This is a genomic window from Streptomyces sp. NPDC026673, assembly GCF_040638135.1.
In the GTDB taxonomy this organism is placed as follows: Bacteria; Actinomycetota; Actinomycetes; order Streptomycetales; family Streptomycetaceae; genus Actinacidiphila.
This window is the reverse complement of record NZ_JBEZXR010000006.1, coordinates 25,216-49,419: the sequence shown is the minus strand read 5'-3', so window position 1 is coordinate 49,419 and position 24,204 is coordinate 25,216. Positions and strand designations below refer to the sequence as shown.

16 protein-coding genes are annotated in these 24,204 nt (G+C 72.9%); 3 read left to right on the top strand and 13 right to left on the bottom strand.

The annotated features are described in order from the left end of the window. Window positions 1–59 precede the first annotated feature (59 nt). The 10 genes from AB0F62_RS07075 to betA form a co-directional block, all read right to left on the bottom strand. Entirely contained in the window at window positions 60–656 is a 597-nt protein-coding gene (locus tag AB0F62_RS07075; RefSeq protein WP_361793038.1) for a sarcosine oxidase subunit gamma family protein, read from the bottom strand. Further along, window positions 646–3,720, bottom strand: a complete 3,075-nt coding sequence (locus AB0F62_RS07070) for a sarcosine oxidase subunit delta (protein ID WP_361793036.1) — start codon at window positions 3,718–3,720, stop codon at window positions 646–648. The genes AB0F62_RS07075 and AB0F62_RS07070 overlap by 11 nt, the downstream gene beginning before the upstream one ends. A 13-nt stretch (window positions 3,721–3,733) precedes the next feature. After that, on the bottom strand, window positions 3,734–4,966 hold the full coding sequence (locus AB0F62_RS07065; RefSeq protein WP_361793034.1) for a sarcosine oxidase subunit beta family protein: 1,233 nt from the start codon (window positions 4,964–4,966) through the stop codon (window positions 3,734–3,736). Next, on the bottom strand, window positions 4,963–6,249 hold the full coding sequence (gene glyA / locus AB0F62_RS07060) for a serine hydroxymethyltransferase (RefSeq protein ID WP_361793032.1): 1,287 nt from the start codon (window positions 6,247–6,249) through the stop codon (window positions 4,963–4,965). Before glyA ends, AB0F62_RS07065 begins: the two co-directional genes overlap by 4 nt. A 60-nt stretch (window positions 6,250–6,309) precedes the next feature. Next, on the bottom strand, window positions 6,310–8,751 hold the full coding sequence (locus tag AB0F62_RS07055) for an FAD-dependent oxidoreductase (protein WP_361793030.1): 2,442 nt from the start codon (window positions 8,749–8,751) through the stop codon (window positions 6,310–6,312). Window positions 8,752–8,959: 208 nt separating this feature from the next. After that, on the bottom strand, window positions 8,960–9,946 hold the full coding sequence (locus AB0F62_RS07050; protein WP_361793028.1) for an ABC transporter substrate-binding protein: 987 nt from the start codon (window positions 9,944–9,946) through the stop codon (window positions 8,960–8,962). A 19-nt stretch (window positions 9,947–9,965) separates the two neighbouring features. Next, window positions 9,966–11,954, bottom strand: coding sequence for an ABC transporter permease subunit (locus tag AB0F62_RS07045; protein WP_361793026.1), 1,989 nt, complete (start codon window positions 11,952–11,954; stop codon window positions 9,966–9,968). Beyond that, window positions 11,954–13,054, bottom strand: a complete 1,101-nt coding sequence (locus tag AB0F62_RS07040; protein ID WP_361793024.1) for a glycine betaine/L-proline ABC transporter ATP-binding protein — start codon at window positions 13,052–13,054, stop codon at window positions 11,954–11,956. Before AB0F62_RS07040 ends, AB0F62_RS07045 begins: the two co-directional genes overlap by 1 nt. A gap of 20 nt (window positions 13,055–13,074) precedes the next feature. After that, window positions 13,075–14,544 carry an aldehyde dehydrogenase family protein gene (locus AB0F62_RS07035; protein ID WP_361793022.1) on the bottom strand — a complete coding sequence of 490 codons (1,470 nt, stop codon included), beginning with the start codon at window positions 14,542–14,544 and terminating at the stop codon, window positions 13,075–13,077. Between the two features lie 197 nt (window positions 14,545–14,741). Beyond that, window positions 14,742–16,406, bottom strand: coding sequence for a choline dehydrogenase (betA, locus tag AB0F62_RS07030; protein WP_361793020.1), 1,665 nt, complete (start codon window positions 16,404–16,406; stop codon window positions 14,742–14,744). Window positions 16,407–16,656: 250 nt separating this feature from the next. Here betA and AB0F62_RS07025 point away from each other — a divergent pair, with 250 nt between their 5' ends. Continuing rightward, window positions 16,657–17,403 (top strand): IclR family transcriptional regulator, encoded by a 747-nt coding sequence (locus tag AB0F62_RS07025; RefSeq protein ID WP_361793017.1) that lies wholly within the window; start codon window positions 16,657–16,659, stop codon window positions 17,401–17,403. Here the strand turns inward: AB0F62_RS07025 and AB0F62_RS07020 are convergent. From AB0F62_RS07020 to AB0F62_RS07010, 3 genes are all read right to left on the bottom strand, one after another. Beyond that, window positions 17,391–18,524, bottom strand: a complete 1,134-nt coding sequence (locus AB0F62_RS07020) for an aromatic ring-hydroxylating dioxygenase subunit alpha (RefSeq protein WP_361793015.1) — start codon at window positions 18,522–18,524, stop codon at window positions 17,391–17,393. The two genes, AB0F62_RS07025 and AB0F62_RS07020, sit on opposite strands and share 13 nt — an antisense overlap. A gap of 85 nt (window positions 18,525–18,609) precedes the next feature. Next, window positions 18,610–19,779, bottom strand: coding sequence for an FAD-dependent oxidoreductase (locus AB0F62_RS07015; RefSeq protein ID WP_361793013.1), 1,170 nt, complete (start codon window positions 19,777–19,779; stop codon window positions 18,610–18,612). After that, on the bottom strand, window positions 19,776–20,138 hold the full coding sequence (locus tag AB0F62_RS07010; RefSeq protein WP_361793011.1) for a bifunctional 3-phenylpropionate/cinnamic acid dioxygenase ferredoxin subunit: 363 nt from the start codon (window positions 20,136–20,138) through the stop codon (window positions 19,776–19,778). The genes AB0F62_RS07015 and AB0F62_RS07010 overlap by 4 nt, the downstream gene beginning before the upstream one ends. Before the next feature lie 302 nt (window positions 20,139–20,440). Between AB0F62_RS07010 and AB0F62_RS07005 the strand changes: the two genes are divergently transcribed. Then, window positions 20,441–21,166 (top strand): response regulator transcription factor, encoded by a 726-nt coding sequence (locus tag AB0F62_RS07005; RefSeq protein WP_361793009.1) that lies wholly within the window; start codon window positions 20,441–20,443, stop codon window positions 21,164–21,166. A gap of 58 nt (window positions 21,167–21,224) precedes the next feature. Beyond that, the gene (locus tag AB0F62_RS07000; protein ID WP_361793007.1) at window positions 21,225–24,146 is read left to right on the top strand and encodes a SpoIIE family protein phosphatase; all 2,922 of its coding nucleotides are present in this window, start codon (window positions 21,225–21,227) and stop codon (window positions 24,144–24,146) included. Window positions 24,147–24,204 lie beyond the last annotated feature (58 nt).

Sequence of the window (24,204 nt, the reverse complement as noted above, 5' to 3'; positions counted from 1 at the left end):
CTTGAGGCTAGATAATGCGAATCCCGGATTCAAGTTATGACGGGGTCGTGCGGCCCACGTCACACGTACTCGGTGGCGGCGTCCAGCAGCCAGTCCGCGAGATAGCCGGCGAAGGAGGAGCGGACCAGCACCCAGAAGCCCGCCCGCGCCTCGTCCCGCGCCACCAGCACCACCTGGGTGCGCGCCAGCGAGGTCTGTGCGCAGCGGCCGGGGGCGAGGACCCGGGGGTGCAGGTCGAGCGAGCACCCGTGGGCCAGCAGGTCACGGGCCCTGGGGCCGGAGACCAGCAGGGTGGTGCGCTGGGCGGAGACGTCGGTGACCGATACGTGCGCCTCGCCCGCGGCCTTGCGGAGGCGGGCCTCCACGTCCTCCTGGACGCCGGGCGGCCCCACGACGAGCCACTGGTCCGGGCCGAGCCAGAGGACCGCCAGGTCGCCGGAGCGGGCGACCGTGCACGGCTCGAGGGGCAGGGGCACGCCCAGGGCGAGCCCGGCGGCCTCGGCGGCCGGGCCCTTCGGATCCAGACGCAGGTCGATCTGCGTGAGGAAGGGGAGCTCGGCCAGCCGCAGGCCCCCGCCGGAGGCGCGGGTGGCGGCGGCGAGCCTGTCGGCCGCCGCCGACAGCGGACTGCGGCAGGTGGCGTCGTCAGCCGTCACGGCGGGCCCCCTCGGGGTCGTAGAGCACGGGAGAGGCGACGGTCACCGCCACGAGACGGTCGCCCACGGGCGCGTACAGCCGCTCCCCCACCCGTTGCCGGCCGCCCTTGACCAGGGCGAGCGCGAAGGTGCGGCCGAGGGCGGCACTGGGGTAGGCGGAGGTGACGTGCCCCAGCGTCGGGACCGGCGGTGCGGGCAGGACGGGACCCGCGACCAGGTGGGTGCCCTCGGGGAGCAGCAGACCGGGCTCCTCGGGCAGCAGGCCGACAAGGTGCTTCCGGTCGGGTCGGACGGTGTCGGCGCGGGCATGGGACCGCTTGCCGATGAAGTCGGGCTTCTTCTTCGACACCACCCAGCCCATGCCGAGGTCCTGCGGGGTGACCGTACCGTCGGTGTCCTGGCCGACGATGGGGTAGCCCTTCTCGGCGCGCAGGACGTGCATGGTCTCGGTGCCGTACGGAGTGGCGCCCGCGGCGCGCACCGCCTCCCAGAGGGTCCGCGCCCGCCAGGGCTGGACGTTGATCTCGTAGGCGAGTTCCCCGGAGAAGCTGATCCGGCACACCCGGGCGGGCAGTCCGGCCACCGTCGTGTCGCGCCACGCCATGAAGGGGAAGTCGTCGTTGTCCACGGCCAGTCCGGGGGCGAGCGAGCGCAGCACCTGGCGGGAGCGCGGGCCCACGAGGGCGACGGTGGCCCACTGCTCGGTCACGGAGGTGCAGTGCACGCGCAGTTCCGGCCATTCCGTCTGCAGCCACTCCTCCATCCAGTCCAGGACGGCGGCCGCGTTGCCGGTGGTCGTCGTGACCAGGAAGCGGTCCTCCGCGAGCCGGATGGCGGTGCCGTCGTCGAAGACCATGCCGTCCTGGCGGCACATGACGCCGTAGCGGATCATGCCGGTCCGCAGGGTGGACATCACGTTGGTGTAGAGCCGGTCGAGGAACAGCGCGGCGTCCGGGCCCTGGACGTCGATCTTGCCCAGCGTCGAGGCGTCCATGAAGGCGACGTCCTCGCGGGCGGCCCGGCACTCGCGCAGCACGGCCGCCGTCATGTCCTCACCGGGCCGGGGGTAGTACCAGGGGCGTTTCCACTGGCCGACGTTCTCGAACAGCGCCCCCTGCGCGACGTGCAGGTCGTGCAGCGCGGTCACGCGGACGGGGTCGTGGAGCGCTCCCCGGTCGCGGCCGGCGAGCGCGGCGAAGGACACCGGGGCATAGGGGGGCCGGAAGGTCGTGGTACCGAGCGCGGACACCTCCACGCCGAGGAGACCCGCCACGACGCCCGAGGCCAGCACGCCCGAGGTCTTGCCCTGGTCGTTGGCGGTGCCCGCGGTGGTGTAGCGCTTGGTGTGCTCCACGGAGCGCATCCCGGCACCGGCCGCGCGCGCCAGGTCGGCCACGGTGACATCGCGTTGCAGGTCGACGAAGCGCGGGCCGGGAGCCGGGACGGGGACGTCGAACAGGGTCAGCGGCGGGCGTCCGGGGCCCGGCTCCGCGGGCGGGAGCACGGGCCGGACCGGCGTGAAGCCCTCGGCCGCGAGGGCCCGGGCGGCGGCGGCCACGCCCTCGGCGGGTGTGGCGGCGAACTCCACGGCCTGGTGCGACGATCCGGGCACGGGAACGAAGGTGCCCAGGGCCTCGTCGTACCGCAGTGCGCCGCCCGCCTGGCTGTAGAGATGGCCCACGGGGTTCCAGCCGCCCGAGACCAGCAGGAGGTCGGCCTCGATCCGCCGGTCGCCCACCCGTACGGCCGTCAGCCGGTCCGCTCCCTCGGTGCCGGTGACGTACTCCCCGTCGCGCGCGTCGACCACCGCCGCGATCTCCACGCCCGCCGCGGACAGGTCGCGGACCACGGCGTCGGTGCTGTCGTTGGTGGTGAAGACGACCGCCCGGCGGCCGGGGACGACGCCGTAGCGGTGGAGGTGGGTACGGGCCGCGCCGGCCAGCATGACGCCGGGGCGGTCGTTGTCGGGGAAGGCGAGCGAGCGCTCGTGCGCACCGGTGGCGAGGACGACTCGGCGGGCGCGGACGCGGTGCACACGTTCCCGGGAGACGTGGGCGGGGGCGGCGGCGCCGAGGTGGCTGGTGCGGCGCTCCACGGCGAGGACGTGGTTGTCGTCGTAGTGGCCGAAAACCGTCGTACGGCGCAGGACGCGGATCCCTGGTTCCGCGGCGAGGAGGGCCCCGGTCTCCGCGGCCCAGTCCAGGTGCCGTCCGCTGCCCAGGAGACCGCCGCCCGGTTCGGGCTGGTCGTCGGCGAGGATCACGCGTGCCCCGCTGCCGGCCGCGGTGGCCGCGGCCGCGAGCCCGGTGGGGCCCGCGCCGACGACCAGCAGGTCGCAGTGGGCGTGGACGGCGTCGTAGCGCGCCGGGTCGGGCTCGGTGGCGAGCCTGCCCTGACCGGGGAGTCCGGTCGCGACGAGGCCGTCGTACAGTTCGACGGTCGTCGCGGGCAGCATGGGTTCCGGGAAGGGCGCCTCGATCTGCACGACGGCGTTGGGCTCCTCCACCCCGGCGGAGAAGATGCCGCGCGGACGGCCGTACCTGATGCCGGTACCGGTGGCGACGACCCCGTGGGCGAGCAGGGCCGAGGCGAGCGTGTCGCCGCGGTAGCCGGTGTACGCGACCCCGTCGAAGGTGAACGCCAGGGGCGCGGCGCGGTCGATCCGGCCGCCCTGCGCGAGCCGGAAGGGCTGGACGAGGTCGCGCGCGGGGTGAAGGGCGGGGGGCACGGAAGGGCCGGGGCGGGGCGCTTCCGCGGCGGCCGCAGCGAGGGCGGCGGCCGCGGCGGGGGCGGGGGCCGCCGCACGCGCAGAGGCGGCGGCGCCGGGGACGAAGCGGTTGGTCGCCGTGTCGCGCACCGCGGCGAACCAGCGGCGGCAGCCCGCGGCGTGCATCCAGCGCTCGGCGAAGGGTCCCTTGGGGTTGTCCCGGAAGAAGAGGTGGCGGGCCCACTCCTCGTCCGTCAGGGCCGCCGGGTCCCGGGGGTAGGCGAGGTGCGCCTGGCCGCCGTAGTGGAACTCGGCCTCGTCGCGGGGCCCGCACCAGGGGCAGGGGATGAGCAGCATCGATGGGGGCTCCTCAGTGGGCGACCGCGGCCGCGCCGTGCTCGTCGACGAGCGCGCCGGTGGTGAAGCGGTCGAGCGAGAAGGGGGCGGCCAGGGCGTGCGGGGTGTCGTGGGCGATGGTGTGCGCGTAGACCTGGCCCACACCTGGCGTGGCCTTGAAACCACCGGTCCCCCAGCCGCAGTTGAGGTAGAGGTCGCGGACCGGGGTGAGGCCGACGATCGGCGAGGCGTCCGGGCTGACATCGACGATGCCGCCCCAGGTGCGCAGCACGTGGGCGCGGGCGAAGACCGGGAAGAGCTCCAGCGCGGCGGCCATCTGGCGCTCGATGACGTGGAAGGCGCCGCGCTGGGTGTAGGAGTTGTACGCGTCGATGCCCGCGCCCATGACCAGTTCGCCCTTGTGGGCCTGGCTGACGTAGACGTGCACCGCGTTGGACATCACAACGGTGGGGTGCACCGGCTCCAGCAGTTCGCTCACCAGTGCCTGCAGCGGATGACTCTGCAGGGGCAGGTCGAATCCGGCCATCCCGGCCAGCACCGACGAGTGCCCGGCGGCGCAGAGCGCCACCTTGCCCGCGCCGATCGGCCCGAGGTTGGTCCGTACGCCGGTGACCCGGCCGTCGTTGACGTCGATGCCGGTGACCTCGCAGTTCTGGACGAGGTCGATCCCGGCCGCGTCGGCCGAGCGGGCCAGGCCCCAGGCGACGTGGTCGTGCTTGGCGATGCCCGCGCGCGGCTGGTAGGTCGCGCCCATCACCGGATACCGCACGTCCGGGGAGGTGTTGACGATCGGGCAGACCTCCTTCACCTGCGCGGGGTCGAGCCACTGGGCGTCGACTCCGTTCAGCCGGTTGGCCTCGACCCGGCGGACGCCGTCGCGCACGTCCTGGAGGCTGTGGGCGAGGTTGAGGACTCCCCGCTGGGAGAAGAGGATCGGGTAGTCCAGCTCCTCCTCCAAGCCCTCCCACAGCTTCAGGGCGTGCTCGTAGATGCCCGCGCTCTCGTCCCAGAGGTAGTTGGAGCGGATGATCGTGGTGTTGCGGGCCATGTTGCCGCCCGCGAGCCAGCCCTTCTCCAGCACGGCCACGTCGGTGATGCCGTGGTCGCGCGCCAGGTAGTGCGCGGTCGCCAGGGCGTGGCCGCCGCCGCCGACGATGACGACGTCGTAGGCGCGCTTGGGTTCGGGCGTGCGCCAGAGGAACTCCGGGTGCTCGGGGAGGTCGGCACCCGGGGTGCGGGGGGTCATCGGGCGTCGTCTCCGTCCTGCGGCAGGTGCGGGTAGAGCGGGTGCGCCGCGGCGAGCGCCTCGGTGCGGGCCCGCAGGGCGGGCAGGTCGGGCGCGGGCCGCAGGGCGAGCGCGATGACGTCGGCGACCTCGGCGAAGTCGTCCTCGGTGAATCCGCGGGTGGCCAGGGCGGGGGTGCCGATGCGCAGGCCCGAGGTGACCATGGGCGGGCGCGGGTCGAAGGGGACGGCGTTGCGGTTGACGGTGATGCCGATCGAGTGCAGCAGGTCCTCGGCCTGCCGGCCGTCGAGCGCGGAGGCTCGCAGGTCGACGAGGACGAGGTGCACATCGGTGCCGCCGGTGAGGACGGCGACGCCCGCCCCCGCGACGTCGTCGCGGGTCAGACGGTCGGCGAGGATCCGCGCGCCGGCCAGGGTGCGGGCCTGGCGCTCCCGGAACTCCTCGCCGGCGGCCACCTTGAAGGAGACCGCCTTGGCGGCGATCACGTGCTCCAGGGGGCCACCCTGCATGCCGGGGAAGACCGCCGAGTTCAGCTTCCTGGCGAGCTCCGCGTCGTCGGTGAGGATCACCCCGCCGCGCGGGCCGCCGAGGGTCTTGTGGGTGGTCGTGGTGGTGACATGGGCGTACGGGACGGGGTTCGGGTGCAGCCCGGCGGCGACCAGCCCCGCGAAATGGGCCATGTCGACCATGAGCAGCGCCCCGACCTCGTCGGCGATGCGCCGGAAGGCGGCGAAGTCCAGCTGCCGGGGGTACGCCGACCACCCCGCGATGATCATCTTCGGGCGGTGCTCCTTGGCGAGCCGCTCCACCTCGTCCATGTCGACCCGGTGGTCGGTCGCGGAGACGTGGTACGGGACGACGTCGAGCATCTTCCCGGAGTAGTTGAGGCGCATCCCGTGGGTGAGGTGGCCGCCGTGCGCGAGGTCGAGGCCGAGGACGGTGTCCCCGGGCCGCAGCAGGGCGAAGAGCACCGCGGTGTTCGCCTGGGCTCCGGAGTGGGGCTGGACGTTGGCGTACGCGGCGCCGAAGAGGGCCTTGACCCGGTCGACGGCGAGGCGTTCGGTGACGTCGACGTGCTCGCAGCCCCCGTAGTAGCGGCGGCCGGGGTAGCCCTCGGCGTACTTGTTGGTCAGGACCGAGCCCTGGGCCTCCATGACGGCCGAGGGCGCGAAGTTCTCGGAGGCGATCATCTCCAGGGTGGACCGCTGACGGCCCAGTTCGGCACGGAGCGCGGCGTGCACCTCGGGGTCCAGCTCGGACAGGCGGGCGGTGAGCGGGTTCATGCGCGGGGGTTCCTCTCAGCGGCGGCGTCGGAGGTCTCGCGGTGGCGGCGTCCGCGGGCCTCAGCCGCGGAGGCGGGACATGGCCGGGTCGAACAGCGGCTCGGCGGCGACCCGGGCCGCGACGCGCCGGTCGAAGTAGGCGATGCCGAGGGCGCGCCCCGGCACCGCGAGTTCGGCGGGCAGCCAGGCGTAGGCGATGCCCTTGCCGATCGTGTGGCCGTAGGCGGCGCTGGTGACGTAGCCGACGGGCAGGTCGCCGTCGTACACCGGCTCCTTGCCCATCACCACGGCGCGGGGGTCGTCGACGGTCAGGCAGGTGAGCCTGCGCCGTACGTCGGCCCGGCGCCGCTCGAGCGCGGCCTTCCCGATGAAGTCGTCCTTGTCCTCCTTGACGGCGAAGGCGAGGCCGGCCTCGTAGGGGTCGTGCTCGAAGGTCATGTCGGTGCCGAAGGAGCGGTAGCCCTTCTCCAGGCGCAGGCTGTTGAAGGCCCCGCGGCCGGCCGGGATGCCGCCGAGCGGCCGGGCGGCGGCCAGCAGGGTGTCCCAAAGCTTCAGGCCCAGGTCCGCGGTGGTGTAGAGCTCCCAGCCGAGCTCGCCGACGTACGACAGGCGCATCGCCGTGACGGGGACGGCCCCGATGTGCGCCCGCTTGGCGCGGAAGTACTTCAGGCCCTCGTTGGAGAAGTCGGAGTCGGCGAGCGGCTGCAGGACCTCGCGCGCGAGCGGCCCCCACAGGCCGATGCAGCAGGTGCCCGCGGTGATGTCGCGGACCGCGGCCGTGCCGTCGGCCGGGAGGTGGCGGGTGAGCCAGTCCAGGTCCAGGTTGCCGTTGACGCCGATCTGGAAGAGGTCGCGGCCGAGGCGGGCCACCGTGATGTCGCTGCGGATGCCGCCGTCGTGGTCCAGGAGCAGGGTGTACGTCACCGACCCGACCGACTTGTCGACATTGCCGGTGGTGAGCCGTTGCAGGAAGGCGGCGGCGCCCCGTCCGGTGACCTCGAGGCGCTTGAGCGCGGTCATGTCGTACAGGGCGACGGTCTCACGGGTGGCCTGGGCCTCGGCGCCGACCGTCGGCGACCAGTGGCGGGCCGCCCAGTCGTCGGGCGTGGGGATGGAACGGCCCTCCGCCAGCGCGGCGTTGGACTCGTACCACTGCGGCCGCTCCCACCCGCCCGCCTCCAGGAAGACGGCGCCGAGCTCCTCCTGGCGGGGGTGGAAGGGGCTGGTGCGGATCGGGCGCGGGGCCCCGCTCGGCTGGAGCGGATGGATGATGTCGTAGACCTCGACGAAGTTCCGGCAGCCGCGGGCCAGCACGTACTCGGGGGCGAGCTGGTGCGGCTCGAAGCGGTTGACGTCGCATTCGTGGAGATCGAAGGACGAGCAGTGGCCGTCCACCAGCCACTCGGCCATCGCGCGGCCGACGCCCGCCGAGTGGGTGACCCAGACCGCCTCGGCGACCCAGAACCCCTTCACCTCCCGCGACTCGCCGAGCAGCGGCATGCCGTCGGTGGTGAAGGAGAAGAGCCCGTTGATTCCCTCCTCGATCTTGGCGTCGCGGGTGGCGGGCAGGAGGGCCCGGGTCTCGCTCCAGGCGTCGGCGAAGTCCTCCTCGGTGAACTTCAGGACGGACGGCATCCCGTCCGCGTCGCCGAACGCGGCGATGTCGTCGGCGGAGACCGGCATCGGACGGTGGCCGTAGGAGCCGATGCCGATACGGTCGTGCCGGTCGCGGTAGTAGAGATCGGCGTCCTGGTGGCGCAGGATCGGGCGGACGGCCTCTTCGGTCTCCCCGGCCAGGGCGGGGACGGGGCCGGTCCAGGCGAGCTGGTGGGCGAGCGGGGTGAGCGGCAGCTCCATGCCCGCCATCCGGGCGACCCTGGGCCCCCAGATGCCGGCGCAGCAGACGACCACGTCGGCCGCCAGTGCGCCGCCGCGGTCGGTGACGACGCCGGTGACGCGGCCGTCGTCCCGCGTGACGGCCAGGACCTCGTGGCGCTCGAGGAAGCGCACCCCGCGCCCGGCGGCGCGGCGCGTCTGCGCCTCGACGGCGAGGACCGCCTTGGCGAGGCCGTCGGTGGGGACGAACAGCCCCCCGAGGACGCGTGAGCGGTCCAGCAGCGGGTGGAGGGCGGCGCACTCGTCGGGCCCCACGATCCGGGCTTCGACGCCCCATGACGTCACCCAGCCGTGCCGGCGGTGCAGTTCGGCGAGGCGTTCCGGGGTGGTGGCCACTTCCAGGCCGCCGACCTGGAGGAAGCAGGGCTGTCCGTCGACGTCGAGGGAGCCGAGCTTGTCGACGGTGTAACGGGCGAGTTCGGTCATGGTCTTGGAGGGGTTGGTCTGGAAGACCAGGCCAGGGGCGTGGGACGAGGAGCCACCGGTGGCGGGGAGGGGACCCTGGTCCACGACCGTGATGTCGGTCCAGCCCGCGGCGGACAGTTCGTCGGCCAGCGCCGCGCCCACGACGCCCGCTCCGATGATGACCACTCGGGGTCCCGTCATCGCCACACCTCCAGTTGCTGTCAGCGCAACAAGATTCAGGTTGCGCAACTCAATGTGCCGGGCGCCGGAGAGGGTGTCAAGAGGCCCGCGGGGGGCGGGAGAAGGCCGCCGCCAAGCCGCCGGACGGCGCCGCGGGGGGCGGGAAAGGACGGTGCCCGGCGGGCTGTCGCGACAGCCCGCCGGGCACGGGGAACGGATCGGCGCGGAACTACTTGATCCAGGCCTCCACCTTTGCGGCGTTGGCCTCGACCCACTTCTCCGCGGCGGCGTCGGGGGACATCTTGTCCACGGCGATGTACTTGGCCACGAGGTTCTGGTCCTCGTTCGTCCAGTTGAAGTTCTTCACCAGGTCGTAGGCCGGGCTGCCCGAGTCGGCGAACTTCTTGCTGACGATCTTGTCCAGGTCGTAGACGGGGTAGTCGCAGGCGACCTTCTCCGCGTCGGCGTCACAGCCCGCCTCGTACGGCGGGAGCTCGACCTTGGCGAGCTTGACCTCCGACAGGAACCACTGCGGCTCGTAGAAGTAGCCGAGCACCCACTGCTTCTTCGCCTCCGCCTGGCGGAAGGCCTGGATGAGCGCGGTCTCACTGCCCGCGTAGACGACCTTGAAGTCCAGCTTGAGGTTCTTCACCAGGGCGGCGTCGTTGGTGACGTAGGACGGGTCGCCGTCCAGCAGTTGGCCCTTGCCGCCGGACTCCGAGGTGCGGAACTTGTCGGCGTACTTGTTGAGGTTCTTCCAGTCGGTGATGTCCGGGTACCTCTCGGCCAGCCACGGCGGCACGTACCAGCCGATGACGCCCTTGTTGCCGGTCTGACCGGCCTCGACGGCGGTCTTCTGCTGCTCGATGTACTTCTTCTTCAGGTCGTCGTGGCCCCAGTTCTCCAGGATCGCGTCGACCTCGCCGGTGCCGAAGCCCTGCCAGGCGATCTCCTCCTTGAGGTCCTTCTTCTTGACCGTGCAGCCGAGCTTCTTCTCGGCGACGTACGCCACGACCGCCGCGTCCGCCTCGTACCCGACCCATGGGTTGACGGCCAGGTTGAAGGTGCCGCACTTGCCGGAGGAGTCGCCGGCGGCGTCCGACTCGCCGACCTTGGCGCCGCCGCAGCCGGTCAGGGCGAGCCCGAGGGCCGCGACTCCGGCCGCTCCGGCGCGCCATCTCGCCGGCCGGCCGGCCGCCGTCAGGTGTGTTGCCATGTCTCTTCCGCCTCCTGCTCTAGCGCCCGCCGGGCACCCTCCTGGTGCGCCCGGCCGCGGCCTGAGTGATCCGGTCGAACATCACGCCGAGCAAAACGATGGCGAGTCCCGCCGCCAGCCCCTTGCCGTACAGCTCGCCCTGCGAGAAGCCGGCCACGACGTCGTAGCCGAGGGCGCCCGCGCCGACCAGGCCGCCCACCACGACCATCGACAGCACGTAGATCAGGCCCTGGTTGGTCGCGAGCGTCAGGGCACCCCGTGACATCGGCAGTTGCACCTTCGTGACGAGCTGCCAGGTGCTCGACCCGGCCGCCGTCGCCGCCTCCACGGTGGCCGCCGGCACGCCCCGCACACCGTCCGCGACGATCTTCGTCGTCACGGGCGCGGCATACACCACGGCGGCGACGATCGCCGTGAAGCGGCTCGCGCCGAACAGCGCCAGGAACGGCACCAGATAGACGAAGGGCGGCATCACCTGGGCCGCGTCCAGGCTCGGCCGGACGATCCGGTCGGCCAGCGCGCTGCGGCCCATCCACACGCCCACCGTGACCCCGAGCAGCAGGACCAGGAGCGTCGCCACGACGGTCGACGCGAGTGTCGTCATCGCGTCCTGCCACACTCCGGTGCCGACCAGCAGCCCCACGCAGACCGCGGCCGTGGCGCCGGCGACCCGGCCGCCCAGGACCATGCCCAGGGCGACCAGCACCAGGCCCGTGAGCCACCACGGCGAGTCGGTGAGCAGCGTCTGGAAGGGGTTGAGGAGGGCGGTGGTGAGGGCGTCCCGGATGCCGTTGGTGACACCGGAGAGGTTGTCCTGCGCCCAGGTGGTCACGGCGTCGGCGGCGCTCGCCAGCGAGTTGCCGAGGCCGCCCTCGCCGGGGAACTCCGCCGCCCAGACGTAGGTGTGCGACAGCCACGCCGCGACCGCGGCGACCACGGCGCCGGCCCCCAGCAGGGGGCGGCGCAGGCGCCGAAGGCGGCCCCGCGGACCCCGCGCGCGCTCGGTGCGGACGGCGGCGGCCGTGGTGACCCGGTCCAGGACGATGGCCATGACGACGATGGCGAGACCGGCGTTGAAGGCGGTGCCGACGTCGAGTGACTGAAGGGCCTGGACGACGGTCTTGCCGAGCCCGGGGGCGTCGATGAGCGCGGCGATGGTCACCATGGACAGGGCCGCCATGATTGTCTGGTTGACGCCCATCACCACCGTCCGCCGGGACATCGGCAGCAGCACCTTGGTGAGGGTCTGCGCCCGGGTCGAACCGAGCGACTCCGCGGCCTCCACGGTGGTCGCGGGGACCGAGCGGATCGCGTGCGCGGTGATGCGGACGGCGGGCGGCGCCGCGTAGACCAGCGTGGCGATGGTGGCGGACGCGGGCCCGATGAGGAAGAAGAGGGTGAGCGGGGCCAGGTAGACGAAGGTCGGCATCGTCTGCATGAAGTCGAGCACGGGTGTCACGACGCGGTTCACCCGCGGGGACATCCCGGCCCACACGCCCAGCGGAATGCCGAACAGGAGCGCCACCAGCACCGCCGACAGCGTGAGCGCGAGGGTGTCCATGCTCTCCTGCCACAGGCCCTGCAGCCCGAGGAAGGTGAAGCCCGCCACGGCCAGCAGCGCGACCCGCCCGTTGCCCAGCGCCCAGGAGGCGTAGCCGGCGATCGCGACGACGCCGAGCCAGCCGATCTGCGGCACCGGGCGGCCCTCGGGCGGCTGCGAGATCAGTGTCTGGACGAAGGTCACCAGGGTGTCGATGACCAGCCGGATCTCGTTGAAGAAGTAGAGGAAGAGCGGGTTGCTGTTGCGGTCGGCGCCGATCGTGTCGTTGACGTCGTTGAACCAGCGGTGCAGCGAGGTGAGGTCGGCGGCCGCGAGGGCGAGCGTCTGCCGGCCCCGCAGCAGGGTGAAGAGCACCAGCCACAGGACGACGATGCCCGCCACGACGGTCCGGCGGCGGACCCGGACGGTGCCGAGCCGCTCGCGCGCCCCCGAGGCGACGACGGCCATCACACTCCGCCTTCCCGGCCCGCGACGACCGCGAGGATCTCCTCGTCGCCGACGATGCCCAGGAGTGTGCCGTCCGCGACGACCCTGACCGGCTTCTCGGCGGCGAGCACGGCCCGGGTCGCCTCGCGGACGACGACGTCGGGGCCGAGTTCGGGTCCGTCGAGGGCGTCGTCCGGACGTGGGTCGCGCATGATCCAGCGCAGGGTCAGCACATCGGCCCGCGGCACGTCCTTCACGAACTCGCGGACGTAGTCGTCGGCGGGGGCGCCGACGAGTTCGTCGCCCGTGCCGCACTGCACCGTCCTGCCATCGCGCATGATGAGGATGCGGTCGCCGAGTTTGAGGGCCTCGGACAGGTCGTGGGTGATGAAGACCATCGTCTTGCCGACCTCGCGGTGCAGGCGGATGACCTCGTTCTGCATGTCGCGGCGGATCAGCGGGTCGAGCGCGGAGAACGGCTCGTCGAAGAAGAGGATCCCGGGGTCGCCCGCGAGCGCCCGGGCGAGGCCGACGCGCTGCTGCATGCCGCCGGAGAGCTGGTCGGGGTAGGAGTCCTCGTAGCCCGCCAGGCCCACCAGTTCGACGACCTCCCGGGCCCGCCCGACGCGCTCGGCCCTGCCCATGCCGCGGATCTCGAGGCCGTACGCGACGTTGTCGACGACCCGGCGGTGCGGCAGCAGGCCGAAGTGCTGGAACACCATGGAGAACCGGTTGCGGCGCAGCTCGCGCAGCCGTCCGGCGTCGGCGGCGCGGATGTCCTCGCCCTCGAAGAGGATCTCGCCCGCGGTGGGTTCGACCAGCCGGGTCAGACAGCGCACCAGGGTCGACTTGCCGGAGCCGGACAGGCCCATCACCACGAAGACCTCGCCGGGCGAGACGTCGAACCCGACGTCGCGCACGGCCGCGGTGCAGCCGGTGCGCTCCATCAACTCCCGGCGGCCGAGCCCGCGCAGTTCCTCCGACCCCGGCACCCGCTCGGCCTTCGGCCCGAACACCTTCCACAGCCCGCGCACGGAGATGACCGCGTTCCGGTCCTGGTCCTGGTTCTGGTCCTGGGACGCGCCGCGCCGCTGCGGCACATCGGTCGGTGCTGGGGTCACGGTCGACCTCTCTTCGGCGTTCAGCCGCGGAACCAGTGCTGCGGCCGGGGTTGGATGTTCTGCCAGATGTGCTTGGGCTCGCGGTACTCCTCCAGGCCGGTCGGTCCCAGCTCCCTGCCCACGCCCGAGTGCCCGAACCCGCCCCATTCCGCTTGCGGCACATAGGGGTGGTAGTCGTTGATCCACACGGTGCCGTGGCGCAGCCGGCGGGCGACCCGCTGCGCGCGGCCGGCGTCCCGCGTCCACACGGCTCCGGCGAGGCCGTACTCGGTGTCGTTGGCGATGCGGACGGCGTCGTCCTCGTCGGCGAAGCGCTCGACGGTGAGCACGGGTCCGAAGGACTCCTCGTGGACGATGCGCATGCCCTGGTCGCAGCCGTCGAGGACGGTCGGCGGGTAGTAGAAGCCTCCTTGGAGGGCCGGGTCCGCGGGCCGGTCGCCGCCGCAGCGCAGCACGGCGCCCTCGGCGATCCCGGCGGCGACGTAGGCCTCGACCTTGTCGCGGTGCGCGGCGGAGATCAGCGGGCCGGTCTCGGCCGCGGGGTCGAAGGGGCCGCCGAGCCGGATGGCCGAGGCACGCCGGACGACCTCGTCCACGAAGGCGTCGTGCATCGTGTCCTGGACGATCAGCCGGGCCCCGGCCGAGCAGACCTGTCCGGAGTGCAGGAAGACGGCCGTGAGCGCGAAGTCCACGGCCGTCTCGAAGTCGGCGTCGGCGAAGACCACGTTGGGGTTCTTGCCGCCGAGTTCGAGGGCGACCTTCTTCACCGTCGCGGCGGCGGCGGCCATGACGCGCCTGCCGGTGGCCAGGCCGCCGGTGAAGGAGACCATGTCGACGCCGGGGTGTTCGGCGAGCGGGGCGCCGGCCTCGGGCCCCGCGCCCAGGACGAGGTTCGCGGCCCCGGCCGGGAGTCCGGCCTCCTCCAGGGCCCGCATCAGCAGCACGGAGGTGGAGGGGGTCAGCTCGCTGGGCTTGAGGACGATCGTGTTGCCGGCGACGAGTGCGGGAGCGACCTTCCAGGAGGCCTGCAGCAGGGGGTAGTTCCACGGAGTGATCAGCGCGCAGACGCCGACCGGCTCGTACACGACACGGCTGACGGCGTCGTCACGGCCGGTGTCCACGACCCGTCCGGCGGAGGTCCCGGCGATGCCGCCGTAGTAGCGCAGACAGGAGACCACGTCGGCGATGTCGTACTCGCTCTCCACGAACCGCTTGCCGGTGTCGAGCGATTCGGCTCGGGCGAAGTCCTTGGCGTCCCGCTCGACGATGTCGGCGACGCGGAGCAGGAGGGCGCCGCGTTCGCGTTCCGGGGTGCGCGGCCACGGGCCGTGGTCGAAGGCGGCGCGGGCGGCCGCGACGGCGGCTTCGGCGTCGGCACGGCCCGCCTCGGAGACCGTCGCGACGAGGCTGCCGTCGGCGGGGCAGCGGATCTCCCGGTGACCGCCGGCCACCGCCTCGCGCCACTCTCCGTCCAGATACAGGTCTGCCACGCGCGGAGTCCTCGCTTCGTTGCACATAGCGCATCGAATTGCTTGTGGTGGAACACCCTGTCCGAACGGCCACCGGCCGTCAAGGGGTTGCACGGCGTGTACGGCACAACCGGCCGGGGCCCCGTGCAGGACGCCCGGCGCCCCGCCTCAGGCCGGCATTTCCCGGCCGGCCGCCCGTAACGCGGGCTCGGGCGCGCTCAGTTGACGTGGACGTCGCGGTGCCGGTAGTACCGCTCCTCGGACGGCGGCAGCGGCTCGCGGCCGAGGATCAGGTCGGCGGCCTTCTCGGCGATCATCATCACGGGGGCGTAGATGTTCCCGTTGGTGACGTACGGCATCACCGACGCGTCGACGACGCGCAGCCCTTCGAGTCCGTGTACGCGCAGGCTCTCCGGGTCGACGACGGACATCGCGTCGGTGCCCATCCGGCAGGTGCAGGAGGGGTGGAGGGCGGTCTCGCCCTCCCTCGCGACCCACGCCAGGATCTCCTCGTCGGTCTCGACGCCGGGGCCGGGCGAGACCTCGCCGCCGTTGTAGGGGGCGAGCGCGGGCTGCCCGAGGATGGTGCGGGCGACGCGTATCGCCTCGACCCATTCGCGGCGGTCCTGCTCGGTGGAGAGGTAGTTGAAGCGCAGCGCGGGCTTCTCGCGCGGGTCGCCGCTCCTGATCTTCACCGTGCCGCGGGCGTCGGAGTACATCGGCCCCACGTGCACCTGGTAGCCGTGGCCGCCGGCCGGGGCGGAGCCGTCGTAGCGCACCGCGATCGGCAGGAAGTGGAACATCAGGTTGGGGTAGTCCACGTCCTCGTTGCCACGCGCGAAGCCGCCGGCCTCGAAGTGGTTGGTGGCGGCGGGCCCCTTCCGGAAGAGCCACTGCAGGCCGATGAAGGGGTAGCGCCACTTGGCCAGGTACGGCTGCATGGAGACCGGCCGCGTGCAGGCGTACTGGACGTACACCTCCAGGTGGTCCTGGAGGTTCTCCCCCACGCCGGGCAGGTCGTGGACGACGTCGACGCCGAGCGCGCGCAGTTCCCCGGCGTTGCCGACACCCGAGAGCTGGAGCAGCTGGGGGGAGTTGATCGCGCCCCCGCAGAGGATGACCTCGCGGGCGCGCACCTGTTCGCGGACGCCCTTGCGGCGCTCGTACTCCACACCGACGGCGCGCTTGCCCTCGAACAGGACGCGGGTGACCAGGGTCCGGGTCCGCACCGTCAGGTTGGGGCGCCTGCGGACGGGTTTGAGGTAGGCCCCGGCGGCGGAGAGCCGGCGGCCCCGGTGGACGTTGCGGTCGAAGGGCGCGAAGCCCTCCTGGCGGTAGCCGTTGACGTCGTCGGTGAGGGGGTGGCCCGCTTCCTGGACGGCCTTGAGGAAGGCGGGGAAGAGCGGGCTGTCGGCGGGCCCGCGCTCCAGGACGAGCGGCCCCTCGTGCCCCCGGAACCCGTCGTCGGGGTCCGCGGCGAGGCAGTTCTCCATGCGCCGGAAGTACGGCAGGCAGTGGGCGTAGTCCCAGTGCCCCATGCCGGGGTCCTTGGCCCAGCGCTCGTAGTCCATGGGGTTGCCGCGCTGGAAGATCATGCCGTTGATGCTGCTGGAGCCGCCGAGCACCTTGCCCCGGGCGTGGTAGATGCGCCGCCCGCCCATGTGGGGCTCGGGTTCGGACTCGTAGCCCCAGTCGTAGAAGCGGCTGCCGATGGGGAAGGTGAGCGCCGCCGGCATGTGGATGAAGACGTCCCACGGATAGTCGGGGCGGCCGGCCTCCAGCACCAGGACGCGATTCCCGGGATCGGCGGAGAGCCGGTTCGCGAGGGCACTGCCGGCGGAGCCCCCGCCGACGATGACGAAGTCGTACTGCAAGGGAGCCATGCCAGCCTCGTCTCACTCGTCCCGCTCGTCTGGATCGCGCCGTCGACAGGTCGACTGGCGCAGCATGCTAGTACGGGTGCCGCTATGCGCACCAGGTTGCGAAACGCGCAACTTGACAGCGGGGTTTCGGTGGCGTTTCGCCCCCGCACTCCGCCCGGGGGACCCCCGCGCTGTTGTTTACCGCGCGTATAGTTTCGCTGTGAGCAACTTCAGTGCAGATACCGAAACAAGTGGTGCGCAGCCGGGCGGCGTGCAGTCCGTCGACCGGGCCATCAGCGTGCTGGAGATCCTCGCGCAGCGCGGCGAGGCCGGCGTGAGCGAGGTCGCGGCCGAGATCGAGGTCCACAAGTCGACGGCCTTCCGACTGCTCGGCGCGCTGGAGGCGCGCGGGCTGGTGGAGCAGGCCGGCGAACGCGGCAAGTACCGGCTCGGGTTCGGCATCGTGCGGCTGGCGGGCGCGGTGACCGGCCGTATCGACATCACGCAGCAGGGCCGGCCGGTGTGCGAGCGGCTCGCCGAGGAGGTCGGCGAGACCGTCAACATCGCCGTGATGGAGAAGCACTTCGCGATCAACCTGTACCAGGTGCGCGGGCCGGCCGCGGTCACCGCGCACAACTGGGTCGGTCAGCTCACCCCGTTGCACGCCACCTCCAGCGGCAAGATCCTGCTGGCCCATCTGCCCGCGGCGCGCCGCGCCGAACTCCTCACGGACACGGGCCTGGAGAAGCTCACCCCGCACACCCTGACCTCGCGGACGAAGCTGGAGAAGAACCTCGCCGAGGCCAGGGAGCGCGGTTACGCCTGGACCCTGGAGGAACTGGAGATCGGCCTGCACGCGATGGCCGCCCCCGTACGCTCCCGCGACGGCGAGGTCATCGCCGCCGTCAGCGCCTCGGGCCCGTCGTACCGCTTCACCGAGGAGCGCATGCACGCACTCGCGCCGCTGCTGGTCGCCGGGGCCGCCGAGATCAGCCACCGCATGGGCTACCTGGGCTGAGCCGTACCGAGGCGCTCGTGCACCCAGGCGTGGAAGCCGCCGATGTGGTGCTCGCTGGGAACCAGGACCCCGCCCTTGGCGTAGAGCCGGGAGGCCATCGCGGGCTGGCAGCGCTCGCAGGCCTCGAAGTCCTGCCGGTTGACCCGGTCGAACAGCTCGACGGAGCGGCTGACGTCCTTGCCCGCGGCGACCACCTCCTCCAGGTAGAGCCAGTCGCACTCGACAACCGTGCGGTCGACGGCGACCGGGTACATACGGTGGAAGACGACGTGGTCCGGGACCAGGTTGACGAAGACCTGCGGCTTGATGGTGATCGCGTAGTAGCGCCGGTCCTGGGCCTCGGACACGCCCGGTATGCGGTCCACGCCCGCCGAGCCGTCCACGGTGAAGCCCTGGATGTCCGCGCCGAACTCGGCGCCGTGGCCCACGTAGTACTGCGCGGCGTAGCCGTCCGCGAACTCCGGCAGCACCTCGGTCAGTTCCGGGTGGATCGTGGCGCAGTGGTAGCACTCCATGAAGTTCTCGACGATGAGCTTCCAGTTGGCCCGCACGTCGTAGACGATCCGCCGGCCGACCTTCAGCCTCTCGATGCCGTAGCGCTCGATGGACTCCACGTCCCCGAGCCGCGTGACGACCTCGCCGACCACCTGCTCCTCGAAGGAGGGCGGGTCCTCGGCCAGGCAGACCCAGACGTAGCCCAGCCATTCCCGGACGTGGACGGCGACGAGCCCGTACTCGGTGCGGCCGACGTCCGGCATCTTGGTGAGGTTGGGCGCCGCGACGAGCCTGCCGTCCAGGTCGTACGTCCAGGCGTGGTAGGGGCATTGGAAGGCCCGCCTGACCTCGCCGCTCTCCTCGGTGCGCAGCCGTGCGCCGCGGTGCCGGCACACATTGAAGAAGGCGCGCACGGCGTGGTCCCGCGACCGGGTGACCAGGATGCTCTCGCGGCCGACGTCCACCGTCCGGAAGGCGCCGGGCGCCGCGAGTTCGGAGGAACGCGCCACGCAGAACCACATCGCCTCGAAGATGCGCTCCTGCTCCTGGGCGAAGATCCCGGGATCCGTGTAGTGGGAGCCGGGGAGGGTGGCGATCAGGCTGTCCGGCAGGCCGGTCGGGGTCACGGGGCACTCCTTGCGGATGACGTTGTGTAATGAGCAACGGAGTGTGCTATGCGCAACTGCAGCATGGGTCGCGGGTGCGGTGCTGTCAAGACGCCGCGGCGGCCAGCCGCTTGCGCCAGCGGGTGAAGAGCCGGGGCTGGTTCATCCCCAGGACCGCGACCGGCGTCTCGCCCCTGCGGTAGACGGCGAGGACGTCGCGCTCGCCCGGCGTACCGTCCTCGACGGTCACGCTGTCGGCCCCCGCGGCGTGACCCGCGAACTGGATGCGCACGCCGTACTGGTCGGACCAGAAGTACGGCGGACGGGGCGCCCGTTGCTCCGCCGCGCCACCGGACAGCAGCGCGGCCACGGCGGCGGCCGGACGCTCCAGGGCGCCCGTCCAGTGCTCCACGCGGCGGTGCCCGCCGGTCGCCGGGTCGTACCAGGCGGCGCAGTCGCCGACGGCGATGACGCCCGGCAGCGCCGTCCGGCCGTCCGCGCCGCAGACGACGCCGTCGCCCAGCTCGAGGCCGGAGTCCGCGAGCCAGTCCGTGCACGGACGAGCGCCGACGCCGACGACCACCGTGTCCGCCGGCAGCCGGCGGCCGTCCGCCAGGACCACGGCGGCGACCCGGCCGTCACCGCCCGCCTCGGCCCCCCGCACGCCGGTGCCGCACAACAGCCGTACCCCGTGGTCGGCGTGGAGGCCCGACACGACCCCGCCCATCTCCGCACCGAGCGGCCCCGACAGCGGGGTGGGCGCCACCTCGACGACGGTGACGTCGAGGCCGAGCGCGTACGCCGTGGAGGCGACCTCGGCCCCGATGAAGCCGCCGCCGATCACGACCAGCCGACCGCCGCGCGCCAGGTCGGCCCGCAGCGCCCGCGCGTCGTCCAGCGTGCGCAGGGTGTGCACCCCGGCCAGGCCCGCCGTGCCCGGCAGCGTGCGGGCCACCGCGCCGGTGGCGACCACGACTCCGTCCGCCGCGACCGTGCGGCCGTCCGCCAGCCGTACCCCCCGCGCGCCGGGGGCGAGCGCCGCGGCCCGGGCTCCCAGCAGCCATTCGGCCCCCAGGTCCTCGCCGTCCGCCTCCAGGACCAGGGCGTCCTCGCCGACGTCCCCGGCGAGGAACTCCTTGGACAACGGCGGCCGGTCGTAAGGGCGGTGCCGCTCGTCGCCGACGATCACCAGCCGTCCGTCGTACCCGCGGGCGCGCAGTGCCCGCGCCGCCGACAGCCCGGCCAGCGAGGCGCCGACCACGACGACCGCTCTCACCCGGCTCCCCCGGCGAGCCGGCCGGCCACGCACGGAGGGAGGTTGGGCGCGGCCGTGGACAACCGCACGTGGATGACGCCGTCCTCGACCACGACCTCGTGCGTCCGCACGGGCCGCTTGGCTGGCGGCGCGTCCACGGCACCGGTCCGCAGGTCGAACGCCGAGGCGTGCAGCGGGCACTCGACCGCGTGGCCCTCCAGCCAGCCGTCCGCGAGCGACGCGTCCTGGTGGGTGCAGGTGTCGTCGATGGCGTAGAGCTCGCCCTCCTCGGTGTGGAACACCGTGACGGGCGGGTCGGTCTCGATCCGGAAGGCCTCGCCACGCGGGAGATCCGCGAGCCGGCACACGGGAATCATCATGACACCTCGGTGCGTATAGCGAAACGGATTGCGATTGACGCAACATCAGTGTGGTGGTGCCCCCAACCCCTGTCAAGGCATCGCCCGGACACCCCGGAGCCGGCATCTGACGCCCGGTCACCTGTCGCCGCCGGCGAGTGGCGCGGGGAGGCGGCTCCGGGGGCCGGGGTCGTGGGCCGTGGCCGGGGCCGTGGGGAATCGATCCGGTCACGGGGCTTGTCCGGGTTCAGCTGAATGACATAATCCGTTCCTCTTCTGTGTGACAACGGCCGGAATCCGGCCCGGAGGAAGTGACACACGGCATGAACGTGACCGGTCCGGCGCAGCAGCCCCGCGTTCTGGTGGTGGAGGACGAGGCGAGCATCGCCTCGATGCTCGCGATGGCCCTGCAGTTCCTGGGCTTCGACGTGGTCACGGCCGGGACCGGCGAGGAGGCGGTGACCGTCGCCGCCGAGGGCGCGGCCGACGTGATCCTGCTGGACGTGGGGCTGCCCGACCTCGACGGCTTCGAGGTCTGCCGCAGACTCCGCTCAGCCCGGGTGACCGCCCCCGTCCTCTTCCTCACCGCACGGGACGCGGTGGAGGACAAGATCAGGGGCCTGGCGCTGGGCGGCGACGACTATGTCACCAAGCCCTTCGACATCAACGAGGTCGCCGCCCGCGTGAACGCGCTGCTGCGCCGGGGCCGGGCTCCCGAGCCCGCCGGACGGCGGCTGCGGGCGGGCTGGGTCGAGCTGGACGCGGACACCCACGAGGTGTGGCGGCACGGCCGGCCGGTCCAGGTCTCGGCCACCGAGTTCGCCCTGCTGCGCTTCCTCCTGGAGAACCCGGACCGCGTGGTGTCCAAGGGGCAGATCCTCGACGCCGTGTGGAGCTGCGGCTTCCGGGGCGAGTCCGGCATCGTGGAGACGTACATCTACTACCTGCGCCGGAAGCTCGGTGACACCGACCAGTCGCTCATCCGTACGGTGCGGGGCGCCGGCTACCTGGTCAGGGCGGCCCAGGGGGCCGAATCCCGTTCGCGCTGACGGTGCCCGCGCGCGGCGCTATGTTGGCTTTCGGAGGAACAGCCGACGAGAAGAGGGCATGATCCCGAACGAAGCCGCCGCCCAGGAGCCGGAAGCGCCGCTCGAGCCGCCGGGAGCGGAGCGATTGCGCCTGCTCCGCTCCTCGGGTGACGACCAGGGCGAGCGCGAGGCGCTGCGGCTGGGGCTGCAGCAGGCCGTGGCGGCGCTCAACGGCCTGGGCGGGCTGGTCCATCTGCGCGGCCAGGAGGCCCGGGGCGGAGTACCGCTGCGCCTGGCCGCGAGCGTTGGTCTGCCCCGGCACCTGACCCGGGCCTGGCTCTTCCTCCCCTCGCACGACGCCACCGCCCCGAGCCGGGCGACGACCGGCGGCGCCCCGGTGTGGCTGCCGACGACGGAGGCGACCCCCGGGCCGCTGCCCGGCCGGTCCGGGCTCGCGGCCGTACCGCTCCCCGGCCCGGAGGGCTCGCTCGGAGCGCTCTCGGTCGTGACCGCGGGGGCCGAACCGCCGGCTCCCGCCGAGTGGGACCTGCTCCGGGAGATCGCCGCGTGGGTGTCCGAGCGGCTGGGCCGGACCGCCGCCGTCGCCTCACGCGAACGCTGGCGGCTGGCCGAGGCCGGAACGGGCCCGAGGCTCCGGGAGACCCCTTCCGACGTGGGCATCGGCACCTGGGAGTGGAACGTCCGCACCGGCGAGGCCTACCTGGACGAGACGGCGCGCTCCGTCTTCGGGATCTCGCCGCAGATGTACGACGGGCGGCTGGAGACCTGGGTGGAGCTGGTCCACCCCGAGGACCTGCCCTGGGTGATCGCCGACGCCGAGGACGCCGCCCGGGCCGCCGGGGGCTTCGCCTGGGAGTACCGGGTCCGGCGGCCCGACGGGAGCTTCCGCTGGGTGCAGGCCCGCGGCCGGAGCGTGCTCGGCGAGGACGGGAAGGCGCTCCGGCTGGCCGGCGTGCTGTGGGACAGCACGGAGACCAGGGTCGCCATGGACGCGGTCGGCCGGGCCCTGCGGCACATGAGCGACGGTTTCCTGGCGGTCGACGACGACGGCCGCATAGCCTTCGCCAACCCGCAGGCCGAAAGGCTGCTCGGGGCGCGGCGGCCACTGGTCGGAGACGTCCTGTGGGACCTGCCGGGCGTACGGGACTCGGAGCTGGAGGCCCAGTGCCGCCAGGCGGCGCACGGCGGCTCGTCCGTCAGCGGGCAGATCGAGTGGGACGGCGGAAAGCGCCGCTACCACCTGCGGGTCATGCCCGTGCCCGACGGCCTGACCGTCTACCTCACCGACGTCACCGAACACTGGCTCGCCGAGGAGGCCCGCGCCAAGGCGGCCCGGACCGCGGCCGACCGCGCCGCGCACATCGGGCGGCTCACCACGGCGCTCGCCGAGGCCGTCACCGTCAAGGACGTGGTCACCGCCGCCGCCGAACGCGTGCTGCCGCTGTTCGACGCCACCGGGCTGATCATCAAGACGCTGGAGGGCGACCTCCTGCGGGTGGTCGGCTTCGTGGGCTACCCGCCGGGCCTGATGGACCGGCTCAGCCGGACCCGCGTCGCCGAGGGCAGCCCCAGCACCGACGCCATCCGCGAGCGCGTCCCCCGCTACATCACCTCCGCCAAGGAGTTCCGCGAGGCCTACCCGTCCCGCGTCCACCTCCAGGAGTGGTCGCAGAAGCACGCCTGGGCGTTCCTGCCGCTGATCGTCTCCGGGAAGGCCGTCGGCTCCTGCGTCGTCTCCTTCTCCGAGCCCCGTCCGTTCAGCGAGGAGGAGCGCACCCTGCTGACCGCGCTCAGCGGGCTGGTCGCCCAAGCCCTGGAACGGGCCCGGCTGTACGACGCCGAGCACGGCCGGGCCCAGGAGCTGCAGCGCGGTCTTCTGCCGCAGGTCCTGCCCGAGCTGCCCGCGCTGAGCGCCGCCGCGCGCTATCTGCCCGCCGTGGAGGGGACGACGGTGGGCGGGGACTGGTACGACGTCATCCCGCTCTCCGCCGACCGGGTGGCGCTGGTCATCGGGGACGTGATGGGGCACGGCATCTCCGAGGCCGTCACGATGGGGCGGCTGCGTACCGCGGTGCACACGCTGGCCGGCCTCGAACTGCCCCCCGACGAGCTGCTCGCCCACCTCAACGACCTGGTCAGCGACCTCGGGGACGACTTCTACGCGACCTGTCTGTACGCCGTGTACGACCCCACGACCCGCTCCTGCGTCTTCTCCCGGGCCGGGCATCCGCCCCCCGCGCTGGTGCTGCCCGACGGCACCGTCCACTTCGCCGGGCACTCGCCGGACCCGCCGCTGGGCGCCGCCACGCCGCCGTTCGCGACCGTGGAGCTCGAGATCCCCGAGGACAGTCTTCTGGTGTTCTACACCGACGGCCTCGTCGAGTCCTCCCGCCGCGACATCGACACGGGCATGGCCGGGCTGGCGAAGGCCCTCACCGGCGCGCTCGCGGCGGCGTCCGCGGCGCCGCCGGACGGCGGCCTGGGCGAGGCCGAGCGCCTGGGCCGGCTCTGCGACGACGTCGCCGCGGCCCTCGACCCCCACCAGGAGCACGCCGGGGACGACGCGGCCCTGCTCATCGCCCGCGCGCACGCCCTCGGGTCCGCGGACGTGGCGTCCTGGTCACTGCCCGAGGACCCGCTCGCCGCGGGCCAGGCCCGCGAGCACATACGGCGCCGGCTGGACGCCTGGGGCCTGGGCGAGCTGGTCATGACGACGGAGCTGATCGCCAGCGAGCTGGTCGGCAATGTGGTCCGGCACGCCCGGGGCCCCATCGGCCTGCGGCTGATCCGCAGCCGCACCCTCGTCTGCGAGGTGTCGGACGGCAGTCTCAGCACCCCCCGCATCCGGCACGCCGGGGACACCGACGAGGGCGGTCGCGGGCTGCAGTTGGTCGCCGCCCTCTGCCAGCGCTGGGGCACCCGCTACGTTCCCGGCGGCAAGTGCATCTGGACCGAGCAGGCGATCCCGGATCCGTCGTGACCGCGTGCGATCCCCAGCGGCAACTCTGATCGCGCTTTGATGTGACTCTGATACTCCG